Source organism: Nocardia sp. NPDC058658 (genome assembly GCF_042716665.1).
GTDB lineage: Bacteria > Actinomycetota > Actinomycetes > Mycobacteriales > Mycobacteriaceae > Nocardia.
Map to the genome: position 1 here is coordinate 1,026,528 of NZ_JBHXRR010000001.1, position 16,553 is coordinate 1,043,080.

A 16,553-nucleotide genomic window follows, 5' to 3' on the forward strand; every position below is an offset into this window, starting at 1 on the left:
GCCGCATACCGGCCACCAGCCGACCGACAATCGCGAACGACACTGTGGCGAATTCGGCTCGGAGCGGCCCTCATAGCTCCCCCGCGAGCAGATCCGACAGCGCGACAACGAGTTCCGCGGACGGGTACCAATCGAAGACACCGTGCCCCGGCGGCGTCGCCGCACCGATCATTCCTCGCACGAACAGGTACCTGGCACCACCCAGATGGCGAGCGGGGTCGTATCCCGGCAACCGCCAGCGCAGATACCGGTGCAGCGCCACGGCATACAGCAGCGCCTGCAGCGGATAGTGCGAGCGGATCATCTCCGCGACCATGTGGTCGCGGCGGTAGTGCTCGACGGTGAGGTCGCCGGTGCCGAGGCGGTTGGTCTTGTAGTCGACGATGAGATACCGGAGCTCGCCTGTTCCGTCGGGCACGCGCAGCACGGCGTCGATGCTGCCGGTGAGAAACCCGCGCAGCACCGTATCGGGCAGTGCCGCAATATGATCGGCGTAGCCGGCGAGATCGTCGTCGACGGGCAGGTGGGTGCGCAGTAGGGTCGCGATGGCGTGCATTCCGGCCGAGTGCGGGCCGGGCGTGTCACCACCACCGAGCGGCAGTTCGAATTCGAGTTCGTTGAGCCGGTCCCGGGTCGCGATCGCCGCGAGGGAGCCGAAATCGGCTGGGGTGCGCAGTACTTCGAGCAGCGCGGTCGAGAGCACGTCGATATCGAGTTCGGCCATCGTGTGCTCGACCGCTGCCACACACCGCTGGTGGACCTCGGCGGCGAGGTCGGGCACCGAGGTGTCGACCGTTTCGAGAACGCTGTGAACCAGCGTGCCGAACTCGGCACCGTAGGGCAGGTCGTTCATCAACGACGGCGCGGCCGTGCTGTCGGTGACGGCATCGATCGGCGCCTGCGTCGGCTCGTCGTCGGGGCCGGGTCCGTCCTCGGGTTCGGAGTCGCTGACGCCCGGCGCCTCGTGCGCTCCAGCGGTGAGCGCCGAATACGACGTACGCCGCCACTGCTGGTCGAGCGCGCGATTGAACCCCGCCGCCGCCAGTTCACCGGTCGGCAGTTCGGTGCGCACCCGCCGGGGCGCCACATCGTCGGGACGATCGACCATGGTCACCGAGATCACCTCCGAAGCGGCGGACGCCCACTCGGAAATACGTTGCGCCGCAGCGGTGTCGGCGGGAATCTCCGCCCGACGTGGTACCTGCGCCGAATCCGGACGCCGCCCCAGCATCATGCGGTGCAGCGGCGCGGCGCCGGTGGTCACCGCGGGCGCCCACCAGACGACCGCCTGGCACATCGCCCGGGTGAGTGCCACGTAGAGAAGCCGCAGCTCCTCCCCCGATTCCTCTGCCTCGCACCGCAATTGGCGCTCGCTGTAGCCGGGCGCCTCCTTACCGCCGATATCGAGGACCCTGGTGCCGTTGTCGTCGTGGAACAGCAGTGTCGCCGGATACGGATTCTTGGCGCTGTCCCAGGTGAAAGGCAGGTAGACGATCGGGAATTCGAGGCCCTTGCTGGCGTGCACGGTGGCGATCTGCACCGCCGCGGCGTCGCGATCGAGCCTGCGGCTTCGACCGCTGACGCTGCCCGCCTCCGGCTCGCGCACCCGGTCGGCGAGCCAGCGGGTGAGCGCGGTCAGACCCAGCCCCTCGGCCAGGGCGACCTCGTCGAGCAGCTGGGCGATGTGGCGCAGGTCGGTGAGTTCGCGTTCGCCGTTGTCCACCGCGAGCAGGCGCGGCGCGAGATCGGTTTCGGTGGCGAGTTTGTCGAACACGGCGGCGAAACCGGCACGCGCGAACAGGCGGGCTGCCTCGCGCAGCTGGGTGGAGACCCGGCCGACGAGATCCGCACCGCCGGAGTCGATTTCGGCGGCGCTCACCCCGAGGATCGGGGTACACGCGGCCAGGCGCACCCGGTCACCACGATGCGGTTGTTCCAGTGCCCGCAACACCCACAGCCAGTCGGTGGCGGCGACGGTCGCGAACACGCTGGTTCCACCGGCCAGCACGGAGGCGACCCCGACCCGGTCCAAAGCCGTTCGCACCACGTCGATTTGAGAGCGGGTTCGCACCAGCACCGCGATATCGCCGGGCCCGATCGGCCTGCGCACCCGGCCGTCGCCGACCTCGCTGAGCGAATGATCACCCCCACGAACAGGTTTGGCGTCGATCGTGGTGCCGGACTCGAGCAGGGTGACGATATCGGCGGCCAGGTCGTCGGCGACCTTGGCCCGCTGCCTGCCCACCGACGGGAACCCCGACCGATTGCGCGGGCCTGCCCCGGTCCGCGGCAATACCCGCAGGCGCAGCGGAGTGACCACGTCCGGGTCGCCGTGCAAGCGTGTCGCAGGCCGTGTCGGCGTCACCGGGTACACGCTGATCTCGGGGTGGCCCAGTTCGGCGCCGCCGCACAGGTGGTCGATGGCGCGCAACAGTCCGGCGTCGCTGCGCCAATTGCGGGTGAGTTCGCTGCGTCGATCCGCCAGTGCCACGGCGTCGAGGTAGCTGAGCACTTCGGCGCCGCGGAAGGCGTAGATGGCCTGCTTCGGGTCGCCGACCAGCACGAGGGTGGCGTGCTGGTGGAATGCCAGGCGCAGGATGTCCCACTGCAGGGGATCTGTGTCCTGGAACTCGTCGACCAGCGCGACCCGGTACCGCTGCCGGATCCGGGCGCAGGCGCGTGGCCCATGGTCGGGGTCGGCCAGCACGTCGTGCAGCAGGACGAGCAGATCGTCGAAATCGCGCAGTCCCGCCCGGCGTTTGCGGCGTTCGGTTTCCACGCGCACGGCGGTGGCGAAGGCGACTCGCTCGCCTGCCGCACCGTCGGTGCGCGGCGCCAGGTCGGCGTGCCGGTCGTGGACCGCCGCCAGCGCGAGGGTGTGGGCGTCGCGCAGCGTGAACGGGGCGCCGTCGCGGGCGTAGCGGGCCAGGTACAGGTCGTCGGCGACGGTGGCGACGAGGTCGTCCACCGATTCCACCAGCCGGGCGCCAGGATCGTGTTCACCGGCCAGGCCGAGTTCGTCGAGCATCCGCTGACAGAACGAGTGCGTGGTGGCGATGGTCCCGGCGTCGAAATCGGCAAGGGCGGTGAGCAATCGGTGTCTGCGCAGCCGCACGGTCGCGGGGTCGGTATCGGCCATCGCACGGACGAGTTCGTCCTGGTGGTGGCGCGCGGTGTCGGGCTCGGCGAGCGCGGTCGCCACCGTGACGAACCGGTCCCTGGTGCGTTCACGCAGTTCCTGGGTGGCGGCCCGGCTGAACGTGACGAGCAGCAATTCGGTGATTCCGATGCCTGCCTCGGCAACGTACCGGACCGCGAGCCCGACGATGGCATGGGTTTTACCGGTGCCCGCGCTGGCCTCGAGCACGGTGGTGCCCTGAGGCAGCGGACCGGTCGCGTCGAACGCGGTCGGCGCCGAGACGGTCCCGGTCACGGCTGCCCCTGACTTTCGGCGGCGAGCAGCGGCGCCCACCAGCGGCGTGCGAGGGCACCGAACCGGTTGCTCTCCGGTTCGCCAGGTCGGTTGGATTCGGCAGCGAGACAGTCGAATCGGGGTGCGCGACCCCAGACATAACGCAGGTAGCGGTCGGTGTGGTCGCCGAACTTGTCCGGTCCGTTCTGGCCGCCGTCGAAGGCGTGTTCGGCGGCGAGCAGGGCGTCGGCGACGCTGTCACCGCGGAAGCGGCGCTCGGCATAGGCGGCAGTGGCGGTGGGCGCGCAGGGCAGTGGTTCGCACAGTCCCTCATCGCGCAACCGGACGAGGTCGCGCAGGATCTCCAGTGCGGCAGGCGCTTCCGGTGCCGTGATCACCGACCTGGCCACCGGACGGCTGCGAAATTGCCCGCGCCCGGTGCTGATCGCCTGCCACGATCGGTCTTCGGTGGCGGCGAGCGCGAGCAGCGAAACCCAGGACGCGAGACGGTGTTTCGGTGCGAGCCGGGAGTAGGTGGTGCGCACCAGCGTTTCGCCGCGGACCTCGGGGACGGTACCCGCGAGGGTGCGGCCGTTACCCAGGTCGATGGCGATGTCGACGGCACGCGGCGGCGCCTCGTAGTCGGCTTGCGCGGTGCGGACGAGAGTGTCGACGGTGCCTTCCACCTCGTCGAGCACCTTGGCGCCGAAACCGAAGGGCGGCAACGTACCTCGACGCCACTCGGCCGCTCGCAGACCGGCCGGGTCGGCGCCGGTGAGCCGGGCGGTCAGCATCCGTTCGCCCAGATCCCACTTCGCCAACCCGTCGAGTTCGATCGGGAGCTGATCGGCGATGTCCTCGGATTCCTCGGGCACCCGAAGACCGAGTCGCTGCCACAGGAACGCGCGCACCGGGTGCTCGGCGAACGAGATCAGTTCCGCCAGTGCGACATCGGTGACGGGACCGGGCGGCAACGGCGCGGCAAGCAGTGGCGGGCGCGGCTTCGACGGACGAGCGGCGGCGCGTGCGCCGGCCAGGGCGACGGTGTCGAAACTTCGCGGATTCGCGGGGGCGAAGTTGCGGCGGTCGAAGGCCTGTAGCGGGTGCCGGATGTGGACGTCGTCCATCGCCGCCGGACCCACGTGGGTGGTGAGCACGTCGAGGAGTTCGGCGACCGGCACGGCGGGCGGGCGGACCGCGCCGGTGACCGGGTCCGCGCCCGTGTGCAGAACGAGCAGCCTGTCACCGGCCGCCATGATGGCGTCCAGGAGGAGCTGACGGTCTTCGCTGCGCGCGTCACGCTCGCCCAGGAGGGGGTCGCGGGCCAGCAGATCGTCGCCATCGATACTGCCCGGTCGGGGGAAGACATCGTCGTCGAGGCCGAGCAGCACCACCACGCGGTGCGGCACCGACCGCATCGGCACCAGGGTGCACACGGTGAGTTCGCCGGTGCGGAAATTGGCACGGCCGGGACCGCCCGCCAGGCGACTGGTCAACAGGACCGACACGTCGGCCAGACGCAGCGGGGTGTCGCCCGCGTGTTCGGTGGCGGCGACGATCTCGCGGCGCGCTTCGGTGCGGATCCACGAGTGCGCGTCGGGCACATCGGTGAGCAGTTCGACAGCCCGCAGCAGCACGGTGGTCCAGTCGGCGGCGGGTCGCGGGCCGCGCAGGTCGCGCAGGCAGACCGCGAGCCGGTCGATGAACTCGGCGAAGCGGCCCGCGAGATCGACGTCGTTGGAGTCGACATCGTCGAGGGGCAGCGCCAGATCGAGCCAGTCGTCGCCGGATTCGTCGGCCGTGACACCGAGCAGAATGCGGTCGACCGCGGCGTTGAGGGTGTTCTGGGCGAAGTCGGCGAGACCGAACGCCTCGCGCTGACGCTGCCCGATCCCCCACCGCGCACCCGATTCGGCCGCCCACTCGCGCAACCGTTCGATGTCATCGTCGTCGAAACCACAACGGCGGCGCACAGTTTCGCTCGCTGCCAGTTCGAGCGCCTGCGTCACCGTGACGCGACCGTCGGCCAGTTCCAGTAGCTCGATCACCACCGCCAGCATCGGGTTGGTCACCGCGCGCCCGCGATCGGCGAGCCGCACCCGCAACTGATGCGCGGGATGTTCGCCCTCGGTCGGCAGGTCCACCCCTGACCCGCGCTGCCCGAACGCCGCCCGCACCAGCGGCGCGAACGCCTCGACATCCGGGCACATGATCAGCACGTCACGCGGTTCCAGGGTCGGGTCCGCCGCGAAGGTGGTGAGCAGCAGATCCCGCAACACCTCCACCTGCCGTGCCGGGCCGTGGCACGCGTGGACCTCGACACTGCCGTCCGGCGTCGCGCCCATCTCGGGGACACGATCCGCACGGACGGCGGCCTGCACTGCACCGAGCAGGGTGTCCGCGCCGGTTTCCCCGGCGAGGTGAATGTCGCTGTCCAGCACCGGATTCAGACACAGCTCCAGCTCCCGCACATCCCGGGCCAGCCCAGCAAGCAACGGGTGCGAAACCAGATCCGCAGTGTGGTCGTCCGCGCGGAGACGAACGGTCGCACCATCAGCGACCGCCCGAGCATCGCTGAGCGCGGTCCACATGGCCGGGCTCGGGTGTGCCAACCAGAGGTGCACGGCGCGGTGGGCGGCCAGGGCGGTGAGGACGGCCAGTTGGTCGGCAGGCAGGCGGGTGAGGCCGAACACCGACAGACGGTCGGGCAGGTCGATCGAACCGGGATCGGCGCGCAGGTGGGCGCAGGCGTCGGCGAGTCGTTCGGCGGGGCTCGGCGCGTCCACCGCGGCGCGCAACGCTCGCCACAACCGCGGCTGCCAGGCGAGATCGTCGGGGACCGGCCCACCCGCGCCGTCGGTGTCCGCGCCTGCGGCCCAGTCCAGGAGCACCTGCGGGCGTTGCGCGGCGTAGGAGTCGAAGAGCGCGGCGAGGTGCGCGGCGGTGGAGTAGCGCCTGCCAAGGCGGTGGTCCGTTCGTGGGAGGCCGAGGTGACGCGCCAGCACCGCCGCCCACGATTCGTCGGCGACCTCGTCGATCACCCGCAACAGGGTCCACACCACGCGCTGACCGGCCCACGGATCGTCGGCGGGCGCCACACCACTCGCTCCGGCCAGCACCTCGGCAACGAGCGCGGCCGGGGACGGAAACGCGATATTCGCGGCGATCCCGTCGCCCCGCGCACCAACCCCCAGCACACCCGACAGCCGCTGCGCCAACCACCGCTCCACCCCTTTGGCCGGCACCGCCACCACTTCGGCGACGAATGGATCGGCGGGAACATCCCCCAGCAAACGCCCCAATCCGTCGGCCAGCGCGTCGGCGCGTTCGGCGCGATGGAGGTGCAACGGCATCCGTTGTTTATACGCCCAGCGACCGACCCGCAATCGCGCGGCCCCGCGACCACCACTGAACCGGGTCAGTGAAATACGCCACACCGCACAGCGTCCCGGCCACGCCTGCGGCACCCACGATCGACGCCGTGGGATCGTTGCGGTTCGGGTGGGACAGTACGGCCGCGGGCGAAAGGCTGGTTTCGTTTCATGATCGCGCAGGTGTTTCCCCTGGTTCCCGGTGGCGGTTTCATCGTCCGCCGAGCAGGCGCGCGCTGGGAGTTGATCAACTCCCGGCGCTACGGGCCTGATCAGGTGCTGCATTCGTGGCCGCTGGACCGGCACGGGGAGGCGTTCGAGCACTGCCATCGGCTCAACGGCTGCGCCATCGCCACCCCGCACGCCGCGCATCACTGAGGGTAATTGCGCTGCGCCGCAACAACGCTGAGCGAGCGTGCGCGTGCGTCGTCGTGGCGGGTGCCGGATTTGCGGCGAATTTGTGCATTGCGGCGTTCGGTGTGCGAGTGTGGTCCATCGTGCGTGACCGTTCTCCTTCCACCCGTGTCGTTTCCCGAGTCGCAGCGACTGCCTGCCTGCTCGCCGCCGCGGCCGCCCTCACTCCGGGCGTCCCCGTTCTCGTCGCCCCTGCCCTTGCCGCGCCCCCTGCGTTGACCCAGGTCTCGGTGCCCGGCTTCGACGCCGATATGAGCGCCCGGATCGCGAGGGCCGACGCCTATCTCGCCGGTCGCCCCGGCGTCGTCGGCTATGTGGTGCGCGACCGCTTGACCGGCGGCGTCTATGCCAACGAACACGCCGAGAACCAGGTCTGGACCGCCTCCACGATCAAGCTGGCCATCGCCGCCGACCTGCTCAACCGGGCCCGCGTCGGCGCCATCGGCCTCTCGCCCGACGACCGCTTCAATATCGAAGCGATGCTGGCCACCTCCAACGACCACGCCACCGACGTGCTGTGGAACAAGTACATCGGCTTCGACCGGATGGCCTACAACAACGCCTTCCGCGCCTACGGCATGGTCAGCCTGATCCCGCAGCCCACCACGACCGCGCTGTTCCCGGACTGGTCGTTCCAGAAGTGCACCGCCGCTGATCTGGACCGGCTGATGAACACCATCCTCGACACCATGCACCCCGACGATCTCGCCTACCTGCTCGAAAGGATGCGCTCGGTCGACTCCAACCAGCACTGGGGTGTGTGGGGCGCGGGTTCGAAGATGCGTCCCGGCCTGAAGAACGGCTGGTCGGCCGAGGCCGACGGCTGGGTGGTCAACTCGGTCGGTGTCGCGGGCGACGGCGAGCGGTACACGCTGTCGATCATGAACGCGCTCGGCGCGGCGGGCGGTTACACCGAGGGCGCCGAGACCGACACACGCGTGGCCGAACTCCTTCTCGCGGGTCGCTGAACCCCGCTCTGGGCGTATTGTCGATCTTGTCCAACACCACCACCGCGGGGTCCGCCCCAGTCTGTCGAGGAGCGCGACGATGAGCACTGAGTCTGTCGGGAAGCGGCACCACGTAGTGGTGATCGGTTCCGGGTTCGGCGGTTTGTTCGGTACCCGGCATCTGCGCAGAGCCGATGTCGACGTCACGCTCATCTCCAAGACGTCGACCCACCTGTTCCAGCCGCTGCTCTACCAGGTGGCCACCGGCATCCTCTCGACCGGCGAAATCGCCCCGGCCACACGCCTTGTCCTGCGCAAGCAGAAGAACGCGCAGGTGCTGCTCGGCGATGTGGTCGACGTGGACCTGGCGAACAAAAAGGTCACCTCGCGCCTGCTCAACCGCGACACTGTCACCGGCTTCGACAGCCTGATCGTCGCCACCGGCGCCCAGCAGTCGTACTTCGGCAACGACCACTTCGCCACCTACGCGCCCGGCATGAAGACCATCGACGACGCCCTGGAACTGCGCGCGCGCATCCTCGGCTCCTTCGAGCAGGCCGAACTCGCCACCACCCAGGAAGAGCGCGACCGGCTGATGACGTTCATCGTCGTCGGCGCCGGCCCGACCGGCGTCGAATTGGCCGGGCAGATCGCCGAACTCGCCGACCGCACCCTCGACGGCACCTTCCGCACCATCGACCCCCGTGACGCACGCGTCATCCTCCTGGAGGGCGCGGGCGCGGTGCTCGGCCCGATGGGCCCGAAGCTGGGCGCCAAGGCCGCCAAGCGGCTCGAGAAGATGGGCGTGGAGATCCAGCTCAACGCCATGGTGACCGATGTCGACGCCAACGGCGTCGTCGTCAAGGACGCCGACGGCACCACCCGCCGCATCGAGGCCACCTGCAAGGTGTGGTCGGCGGGCGTGCAGGCCAGCCCGCTGGGCAAGATGATCGCCGAGCGGTCCGACGGCACCGAGGTGGACCGGGCCGGTCGCGTCATCGTGGAGCCCGACCTCACCGTCAAGGGTCATCCGAACGTGTTCGTGGTGGGCGATCTGATGTCGGTGCCCGGCGTGCCCGGTCAGGCCCAGGGCGCCATCCAGGGTTCGACCTACGCGGCCAAGGCGATCAAGGCCGGGCTGCACGGCCAGACCCCCACCGAACGCAAGCCGTTCAAGTACTTCAACAAGGGCTCGATGGCCACGATCTCGCGCTTCGACGCGGTCTGCCAGATCGGCAAGCTCGAGTTCAGCGGTTTCCTCGCCTGGCTCGCCTGGCTGGCCCTGCACCTGTACTACCTGGTCGGTTACCGCAGCCGCATCGTGACCGTGATCGGCTGGTTCGTGTCGTTCCTCGGCCGCAACCGCGGTCAGATGGCGGCGACCGAACAGTGGATCTTCGCGCGGTTGGCGATCGAGGAGGTCAACGCCGATCAGGCGGAGGCCAAGGAACTCGCGGCCGATGTCGGCGCACCGCCTGCCTCGGCCGAACCGCTCACCGCCGAACAGCGCAAGATCGGCTGACACAGCTCTGTCGAAGGCCGGGTGGTTCCGTCGAACCGCCCGGCCTTTCTCGTGCCGGTTACCTTTCCGCAGACCGATATTGCGGGTTACCGACGTTTCGGACCCATCCGAGTCGAGCCCGGTGGCGAATGTCGGAGGTCATATGTGTGACCAATCCCCAGGATGAAAGGTGATCTATGGCGACGGGGAAACACAGGGCGCCGAACTTGCAGCGACAGAAGGTGGGTTCGGTCGTCGCTGCCGGAGCGGTACCCCTGGTCATGGCCCTGATCGGCACGGGCACCGCGAATGCCGATCCCGCGCAGGCGGCGGTGACCCAGCCCGAGAATCAGGCCGGACCGGAGTTCGACGCGGTGGCGCCCAACGCCACCCCGTACGTGGGCCAGCCGATGCCCGCGAACACCCGCAGCTCGCTGGCCTGGTCGCGGACGGGTCCGGAAACGGACTACCTGTCCCCGGTGGGTCCGCTGCACGCACCGACCGCGGTCGCGCCGGTGCCGCCGATCCTGCCGCCGCCGGGGCAGTTCCGCTTCGGTGACCAGCTGGTTCCGGTGCCGGATTTCGTGCCGGTGGACACCTCGATCCATATCAACGACGCTGCGGCCAATACCGAGGCCAATCTGGCGACGTTCCTCGACTCGGTCGGGCTCGAGCGCAGCCGCTCGGACCGGATCGCCTCCGAGACCATCGGTTCGGCTGCCAGGGGCGCGGCGGTCGGTTCCACCGTGGCGATGCCGTTCGCGATGATGGCCAGCACCGGTGGTGCGCTGGCCGGGCTCGTCGCCGGTATTCCGCTGCTGCCGATCGGCTTGGTCGCCGGCCCGATCCTGGGTGGCATGGCCGCGTACATGGCCGTGTCGATTCCGATCACCATCGCGGGCGCCGGTATCGGTGCGGCGGTGGGCGCGGCGGATGCGTTCCTCGCGCCGCCTCGCGGGATGGTTCCCGAGGCCGCCGAGCCGGTGGCCGAGCTCGTCAACGCTTGATCGATTTCCCAGCGGTGGGAGTCGGGCCTCGCGCCCGGCTCCCACCGGTATTTTCTCAGCTATCCCTGGGCTATCGCGTGGAGTCGAGTGCTCGTACGGGTGGACAGCGAGCCGCCGGCGGCCAGCGGCAACCGAACCTCGTCGACACTGGCCGACCAGGCCGGACGATCGTCGGGGTAGACCAGTTCGCTGTCGAGCGACCGCGGCGCCGTGAGCCGATCATCGGTCGACGAACCCGCCCCGAGTTCCAGCCGATGCCGCAGCAACGGCACCTCGCCGAGGTCGGCGAGCAGATCACCGCGCCACCCGCCGCCGTCTTCGCCGCTGCGGCCCAGTTGCACCCGTTCACGCAACCGCAGCCGCGCATCGGGCGCCACCTGCACCGTGGTCACCACATGATGGTGTGCGCCACCGGCCACGATCGTGGGTTCCGGATCGAAATCCAGTTCGCCACCTTCCCCGACTTCGAAGTGCCAGTGCGCATTCGACAACAGGGTGGCCCCGCCGGGCAGCGCGATCGTGGCCGCCACCGACCGCACCACCAGCCGCGCGCCGGGGCGCACGAGGATGGTGATGTCGAGTTCGTCCCCGCCGAGCGGGGTGGCCGCGGTGCCGATCAGGTGCACGGTGTCGATGCCGGTGTGCCGCCCGGCCAGGCCGCCGACCGCGTCGATGCGGGGCAGTCGGCCCGGTGCGGCGACGATGCTCAGTTCAGTGCGCAACGCCGGTGGCCGCGTCCTGTTCGGCGGCGATCCGCAGTTGTTCGCGCACCCAGGCCAGGACCGGGGTGGCGGCCGGGTCGTCGGTCAGCGAGACCAGCGCGGTGGGACGGCCCTCGCGGACCTTGGCGGCATCGCCGGCCATCACGCTCAGGTCGGCGCCGACCAGCGGGGCGAGGTCGGTCTTGTTCACCACGAGCAGGTCGGAGAAGGTGACGCCGGGCCCGCCCTTGCGCGGCACCTTGTCGCCGCCGGCCACGTCGACGACGAAGATCTGCACGTCGATCAGGCCGGAGGAGAAGGTGGCAGTGAGGTTGTCGCCGCCCGACTCGACCAGGATGAGGTCCAGCGGCGGGTTGGCCGCGACGAGGTCGTCGATGGCGTCGAGGTTGGCGGTGATGTCGTCGCGGATGGCGGTGTGCGGGCAGCCACCGGTCTGCACGGCGGTGATGCGCTCGTCGGGCAGCACGGCGTGGCGGCGCAGGAAGTCGGCGTCCTCGGTGGTGTAGATGTCGTTGGTCAGCACCGCCAGGGACAGTTCGTCGCGCAGTTGCCTGCACAGTGCGGCGACCAGCGCGGTCTTGCCGGAGCCGACCGGGCCGCCGATGCCGATGCGCAGCGCCTCACCGGCGACGCGAGCGCGCTTGGGCCGGTCGTGGCTGTGATCGTGCGGTTCGCCATCGATCAGATGGGGAGGCATGGGGGCTCCATTCGTCTCGGGATATTCGGGGTCAGGATGCGAACAGCGGCATGTCGCGGTCCAGGTGTCGTTCGGCGAGGGCGTCCTGCAGCGGATCGGACAGCGCGGCGAGACCGGTGGCGGCCTCGGCGGCGATCCGGTCGCACAGGGGTGCCAGGCGCATGGTGCTCGCGGCGATGGCGGCGGGATCGAGGGCGAGCAGCCGTTGCGCGGCGGTCGCGGCGCCGGTCAGCGTCGTGTAGACGACAACACCGGCCAACTGTTCGGCGCTCACCCCACTGGCGGCACCGACCATGCCGAACACCGTCGACAGATGCGGTCGCAGCCCCGCCGAGGCCCAATCATGGTGCGGCCACAGCTGTTTCGCCAGACGCAACAGTCCGCGGCCCTGTGCGCGCGATGCCGCTCGGGCCGCTGGGGACGGCGTGCGGGCGTCGGCTTCGAGTTCCGCGCGTTCGGGTGTGAGCGATCCGCCGCAGACCGCGGCCGCCAGCGAAGCCGCCACCAGTCCCGAGGTCGCGACGCGGCGCCGCAGATACAGCTCCACACTCGCGTTGTCGCGCAACAAACCTGACGACACCGCTTCCTCGACACCGCCCGAATGCACGTGCCCACCGATGGGCAGGCGCGAATCGGCCAAGGCGAGCAGTATCGCCAGTCCCGCATTTTCGCCGTTTCGCACCCGGCAATCCTAGGCGAGCGCCACAATGTCCTACAGCCCGAGCCACCGAACGAGAACCCGGCAGCAGCACACGCATCGTTGGTATCTTCTGGGCAGCAAGACAATTCACTGCCGAGGGGGCACCAGTGTGAACACGGGCACAAGTCTTCCCAAATCCGACGCCGCTCCGCCGAACGTCGGCTTCAACCCCGATGACGAGGCGACCCGCTACCTCGCCGCGGCGGTACACCTGGATTCCCGACTGGCCGACGCCGTCATCGAAGAGTGTCTGGCCGAACCGCATCGCGTGGTCCCACCGGCACCAGGTGTGCGCGCCCACATTGTGCTGCGCGAGGCAGTCGCCGCGCAGGAGGCGCGCAGTATCAGCAACGTCGCGCTGCTGATACTGCTCGCGGTACTGGCGATGTTCGGCAGCATATTGCTCGTTATCTGGCTGTCCTCCGCGCTCGCCTGGCGAGTGTCGACCCGCCTACTGACGCGCCGGTCGACCCGGCCGTCCTGGGCCGTTACAGCGTTGGCCTGGCTACCACTGATGTGGTTGTTCAACCTCATGCTCGGCTTCCCAGTCGCGCTGCTGCTCTTCGCTTCGACGATGAGCGAGCCCGCGTCGGACTCGTACGGCAGCTCATCCTCCGACGACGTCTCGGGGCTGTTCACCGGACTGTTCGCCGTTGTCGGCCTCGCCGCGGTCGCGATCGCCGGAATCGCACTGGTCGGAACCCTTTTCATCCAGCGTTATCTCCCGTGGCACATCGTCACCAGATTTTTCCAGTTCGGACATTTCCACCCGAACACTCCGCCGCGTGAATTCGTCACGCGGGCTTGCAGACCGTTCGCCGCCCGATTGCATCGGATCGCCGCCGAGGATCACCTGCGCCAGCACGCCACACCTCGCAATGTGATCGTCTATCGCGGTGCGAGTCCGTTCGTCGGGGCCGGTGCACGGGTACGCACCTGGTCCCAGGCAATCGACCTGCATTCGGTGGATCCCGCCGTTCCCATTCCCGAATTCACAGCTGCCGACCTCCAACATTTTATCGCCGATGACGTGGACGGGATCAGGAAGTCACCAGATATCACGCCCGGTCAGCGATTCGCGGGATTGGAGATCTCCGACGCCGCGTTCCTCGCAGCGGGACAACTTCTGCACTATCCCGAAGCGTCGTTCTTCGTCAACGAACTCGTCAACGGCCGCAATCCTGTTATCGGTGATACCTACTGGGACGAGCTGCTGAACCGATCTCCCGAATGGCTCCGCCACTATCGTTGCTTCCGTCTCGACGCGTGGGAGAAGCAGGTGGCCGTCGCAGGCTATCTACACATCGGCTACGAGCGTCGGACACTGTACGTGGAGTGGAGCGGTTTCGTGCTTCCGCCGGTCGCGCCCGAGTACCGAACGGTCGACACTCCGCCGCGATGGCCCTATCTCCACGCCGGGTGGCAAGCTGTCTGCGACCTCGCCGTGTTGCCGACATCGGTTCCCGCGAGAGTCGGCGAGGTCGCGCGATGGGTGCGTGCCTCGTACGGCATCGGCCGTGGTCGCACTACTACTCCCGCCCAAGCCGCCAACGCCCTCGGCGCACTGTCCACTGTGCGTGAGATAGGAGCAGGTAGACGACTTCCCACCTTCTTTCAGGCATCCGATTCCGACCAATACCTGAAAATACTCGAGCGCCGCGTACTCGACGCGATGCATCGCTTCCTCGCATCGCGCGGAATTTCCACCGAGTTGTTCAACGCGATGGTGACACAGATCAACAACTCGACCGTAATGGAGGGCTGCACGGTTGTCGCCGGAAATATCGGCGGCTCCGCCAACCAGGGCAGCATCAATGCCGACAATATCCGAATTCCCGCCGCACAGCCGATCAAGGAATCGACATGACCGAGAACTCCCCCACCCCCGGTACCCACCTCAGCGGCAATATCGTCGCGGGAGTCATCGGCGGCTCCGGTAATTCCGGAGCCGTCCACGGCGGCGTGACAATCAATGCCGACGGAGACCGAGACCAGATTGCCGTGCTGCTGGAGCAGCTGCGCGGCGAATTGTCCGCCCTGCGCGCGCAGCTACCCATGCCATCCGACGGTGCCGCAGAACCCGGTGACGTCGACGATGTTCTCGACGACCTCGACACCGACTTCCCGCGAGCCGCGAACCGCTGGGCCAGGCTGTACCGCCGCATCCCGCCTGCACTGACCGACCTGAGCACCCTCGACAAGATCGTCGGCCTGTTCGAGCGAGTACAGACTTTGACCTAGTGGCCGACCCCGCTGTGGCCCGGCTCGGGCGAGCGGGCCGAGCGCCAGGCCGCCACTGCCATCGCGATCAGCAGCAGCGCACCGCAGGTGGTCGCGAGATGCATTCCGCTGACGAAGGATTCGCGGGCCGCATGGATCAGGCCGTCGTTGCCTGCGGATTGGTGGAGGGTGTCGCCCAGGGTTTCGCCGAAGTCGCCGCCGGAACGGAACACCAGCGCGGCCACCGAGCCGAGCAGGGCGAGGCCGAGGGCGTTGCCGAGTTCGAAACTGGTTTCGGAGATCCCGACCGCTGAACCGGCCCGCTCGGCGGGCACCGCCGACACCGCGACATCCGAGACCAGGGTGAACGAGAAGCCGTAGCCGACACCGGCGATCACCGAGCCGGCGATGTACCAGCCGAGACCACCGTCGACACCCACACCGAGCAGCATCAGGTTGCCGATCGCCGACAGCAGCAGCGCCAGGGTGAACGTGGCCCGCACCCCGAGCCGCAGCCCGAGTCGCGCGCCGCTCATCGAGCAGACGAACACCGCGATCGCCATCGGGATACCGAGCAGCGCGGCGGCCAGTGGATCACGGCCGGTCACCGACTGCAGATAGATGCTGGTCAAGTAGCTCATCGCCGCCAGCGACATCATGCCGGCCATGCTGGCCCCGATCGCCACCCGGAACAGCGGCCGGGCGAACAGCGACAGGTCCAGCAGCGGTTCCGCGAGATGGCGTTGCCTGCGCACGAACAACACCAGCAGCCCCACACCGATCATCGCGATCACCACCGATACCGCGTCCACGCCCTCGGCGGCGATGTGTTTGATCCCGTAGATCAACGGCAGGATGCCGCCCATCGACAGCGCGACGCTGGGCAGGTCGATCGGACCGAGCGCGACGGAACGGTGCTCGGGCAACAGGATCGGCCCGAAGATCAGCAGAATCGCCAGCACCGGGATATTGATGAGAAACACCGAGCCCCACCAGAAGTGGTGCAGCAGGACCCCGCCGATGATCGGCCCGACGGCCGAGCCGCCTGCGAAGAACGCGGTCCATACGCCGATCGCGGTGGCCCGTTCGCGGGCATCGGGGAACAGGGTGGAGATCAGCGACAGGCTCGACGGCAGCAGCGTGGCACCGCCGATGCCCATCAGAACGCGGGCCGCGATGAGGATCGGCGCGGTGGGCGCGAACGCGGCCAGCACCGACGCGATGCCGAAGATGGCGGCGCCTGCCAGGAGGATGTTGCGCCGTCCGACCCGGTCGCCGAGGTTACCCATGGTGATGAGCAGACCCGCCAGCAGGAACCCGTAGATGTCGAGGATCCAGAGTTGTTGGGAGGCAGTGGGATCCAGGTCGGCCGTGAGCGTCGGCATGGCCAGGAAGAGCACCGAGATGTCCATCGACACCAGCAGCACCGGCAGCAGCAGCACGCCCAGTCCGAGCCATGCGCGGCGTCCACCGGCGACTGCGGTGGGCACCGCCGGTTCCAGCTTCGTCATTCCGACGTCCTTTCAGGGTTTGCGTACGCCGTACGCGGGGAATGGGTACAG

Annotated in this window: 12 protein-coding genes; 6 read left to right on the forward strand and 6 right to left on the reverse strand. The window is 68.8% G+C overall.

Features of this window, described 5'->3' with window-relative positions; genetic code table 11:
• Nucleotides 1–70: 70 nt before the first annotated feature.
• Nucleotides 71–3,433, reverse strand: coding sequence for a UvrD-helicase domain-containing protein (locus tag ACFWUP_RS04725; RefSeq protein ID WP_379230720.1), 3,363 nt, complete (start codon nt 3,431–3,433; stop codon nt 71–73).
• Nucleotides 3,430–6,765: an exodeoxyribonuclease V subunit gamma gene (recC, locus tag ACFWUP_RS04730; protein WP_379230722.1), complete on the reverse strand. Its 3,336-nt coding sequence runs from the start codon at nt 6,763–6,765 to the stop codon at nt 3,430–3,432. The genes ACFWUP_RS04725 and recC overlap by 4 nt, the downstream gene beginning before the upstream one ends.
• A 189-nt stretch (nt 6,766–6,954) precedes the next feature.
• Here recC and ACFWUP_RS04735 point away from each other — a divergent pair, with 189 nt between their 5' ends.
• The 4 genes from ACFWUP_RS04735 to ACFWUP_RS04750 all read left to right on the forward strand — a co-directional run bounded on the left by ACFWUP_RS04735 (nt 6,955) and on the right by ACFWUP_RS04750 (nt 10,652).
• Nucleotides 6,955–7,161 carry a hypothetical protein gene (locus tag ACFWUP_RS04735; protein ID WP_379230724.1) on the forward strand — a complete coding sequence of 69 codons (207 nt, stop codon included), beginning with the start codon at nt 6,955–6,957 and terminating at the stop codon, nt 7,159–7,161.
• Between the two features lie 119 nt (nt 7,162–7,280).
• The gene (locus ACFWUP_RS04740) at nt 7,281–8,165 is read left to right on the forward strand and encodes a tat pathway signal sequence (RefSeq protein WP_379230726.1); all 885 of its coding nucleotides are present in this window, start codon (nt 7,281–7,283) and stop codon (nt 8,163–8,165) included.
• Between the two features lie 79 nt (nt 8,166–8,244).
• Nucleotides 8,245–9,666 (forward strand): NAD(P)/FAD-dependent oxidoreductase, encoded by a 1,422-nt coding sequence (locus ACFWUP_RS04745; protein WP_379230728.1) that lies wholly within the window; start codon nt 8,245–8,247, stop codon nt 9,664–9,666.
• Nucleotides 9,667–9,872: 206 nt separating this feature from the next.
• On the forward strand, nt 9,873–10,652 hold the full coding sequence (locus ACFWUP_RS04750; protein ID WP_379230730.1) for a hypothetical protein: 780 nt from the start codon (nt 9,873–9,875) through the stop codon (nt 10,650–10,652).
• A 59-nt stretch (nt 10,653–10,711) separates the two neighbouring features.
• Here the strand turns inward: ACFWUP_RS04750 and ACFWUP_RS04755 are convergent, their stop codons facing one another.
• Genes ACFWUP_RS04755 through ACFWUP_RS04765 form a run of 3 tightly spaced genes read right to left on the reverse strand, consistent with a single transcriptional unit; the run spans nt 10,712 to nt 12,753 of the window.
• Nucleotides 10,712–11,374, reverse strand: coding sequence for an urease accessory protein UreD (locus ACFWUP_RS04755; RefSeq protein WP_379230732.1), 663 nt, complete (start codon nt 11,372–11,374; stop codon nt 10,712–10,714).
• Complete coding sequence (ureG, locus tag ACFWUP_RS04760; protein WP_379230734.1) at nt 11,364–12,071, reverse strand: urease accessory protein UreG; 708 nt, start codon at nt 12,069–12,071, stop codon at nt 11,364–11,366. The genes ACFWUP_RS04755 and ureG overlap by 11 nt, the downstream gene beginning before the upstream one ends.
• 31 nt (nt 12,072–12,102) lie before the next feature.
• The gene (locus ACFWUP_RS04765) at nt 12,103–12,753 is read right to left on the reverse strand and encodes an urease accessory protein UreF (RefSeq protein ID WP_379230736.1); all 651 of its coding nucleotides are present in this window, start codon (nt 12,751–12,753) and stop codon (nt 12,103–12,105) included.
• Between the two features lie 127 nt (nt 12,754–12,880).
• On the opposite strand from ACFWUP_RS04765, the gene ACFWUP_RS04770 reads away from it, so the two are divergent.
• Entirely contained in the window at nt 12,881–14,638 is a 1,758-nt protein-coding gene (locus ACFWUP_RS04770) for a hypothetical protein (RefSeq protein ID WP_379230738.1), read from the forward strand.
• Complete coding sequence (locus ACFWUP_RS04775) at nt 14,635–15,012, forward strand: hypothetical protein (protein ID WP_379230739.1); 378 nt, start codon at nt 14,635–14,637, stop codon at nt 15,010–15,012. Before ACFWUP_RS04770 ends, ACFWUP_RS04775 begins: the two co-directional genes overlap by 4 nt.
• On the opposite strand, the gene ACFWUP_RS04780 is transcribed toward ACFWUP_RS04775, so the two are convergent.
• On the reverse strand, nt 15,009–16,502 hold the full coding sequence (locus ACFWUP_RS04780; RefSeq protein WP_379230741.1) for an MFS transporter: 1,494 nt from the start codon (nt 16,500–16,502) through the stop codon (nt 15,009–15,011). The two genes, ACFWUP_RS04775 and ACFWUP_RS04780, sit on opposite strands and share 4 nt — an antisense overlap.
• Nucleotides 16,503–16,553 lie beyond the last annotated feature (51 nt).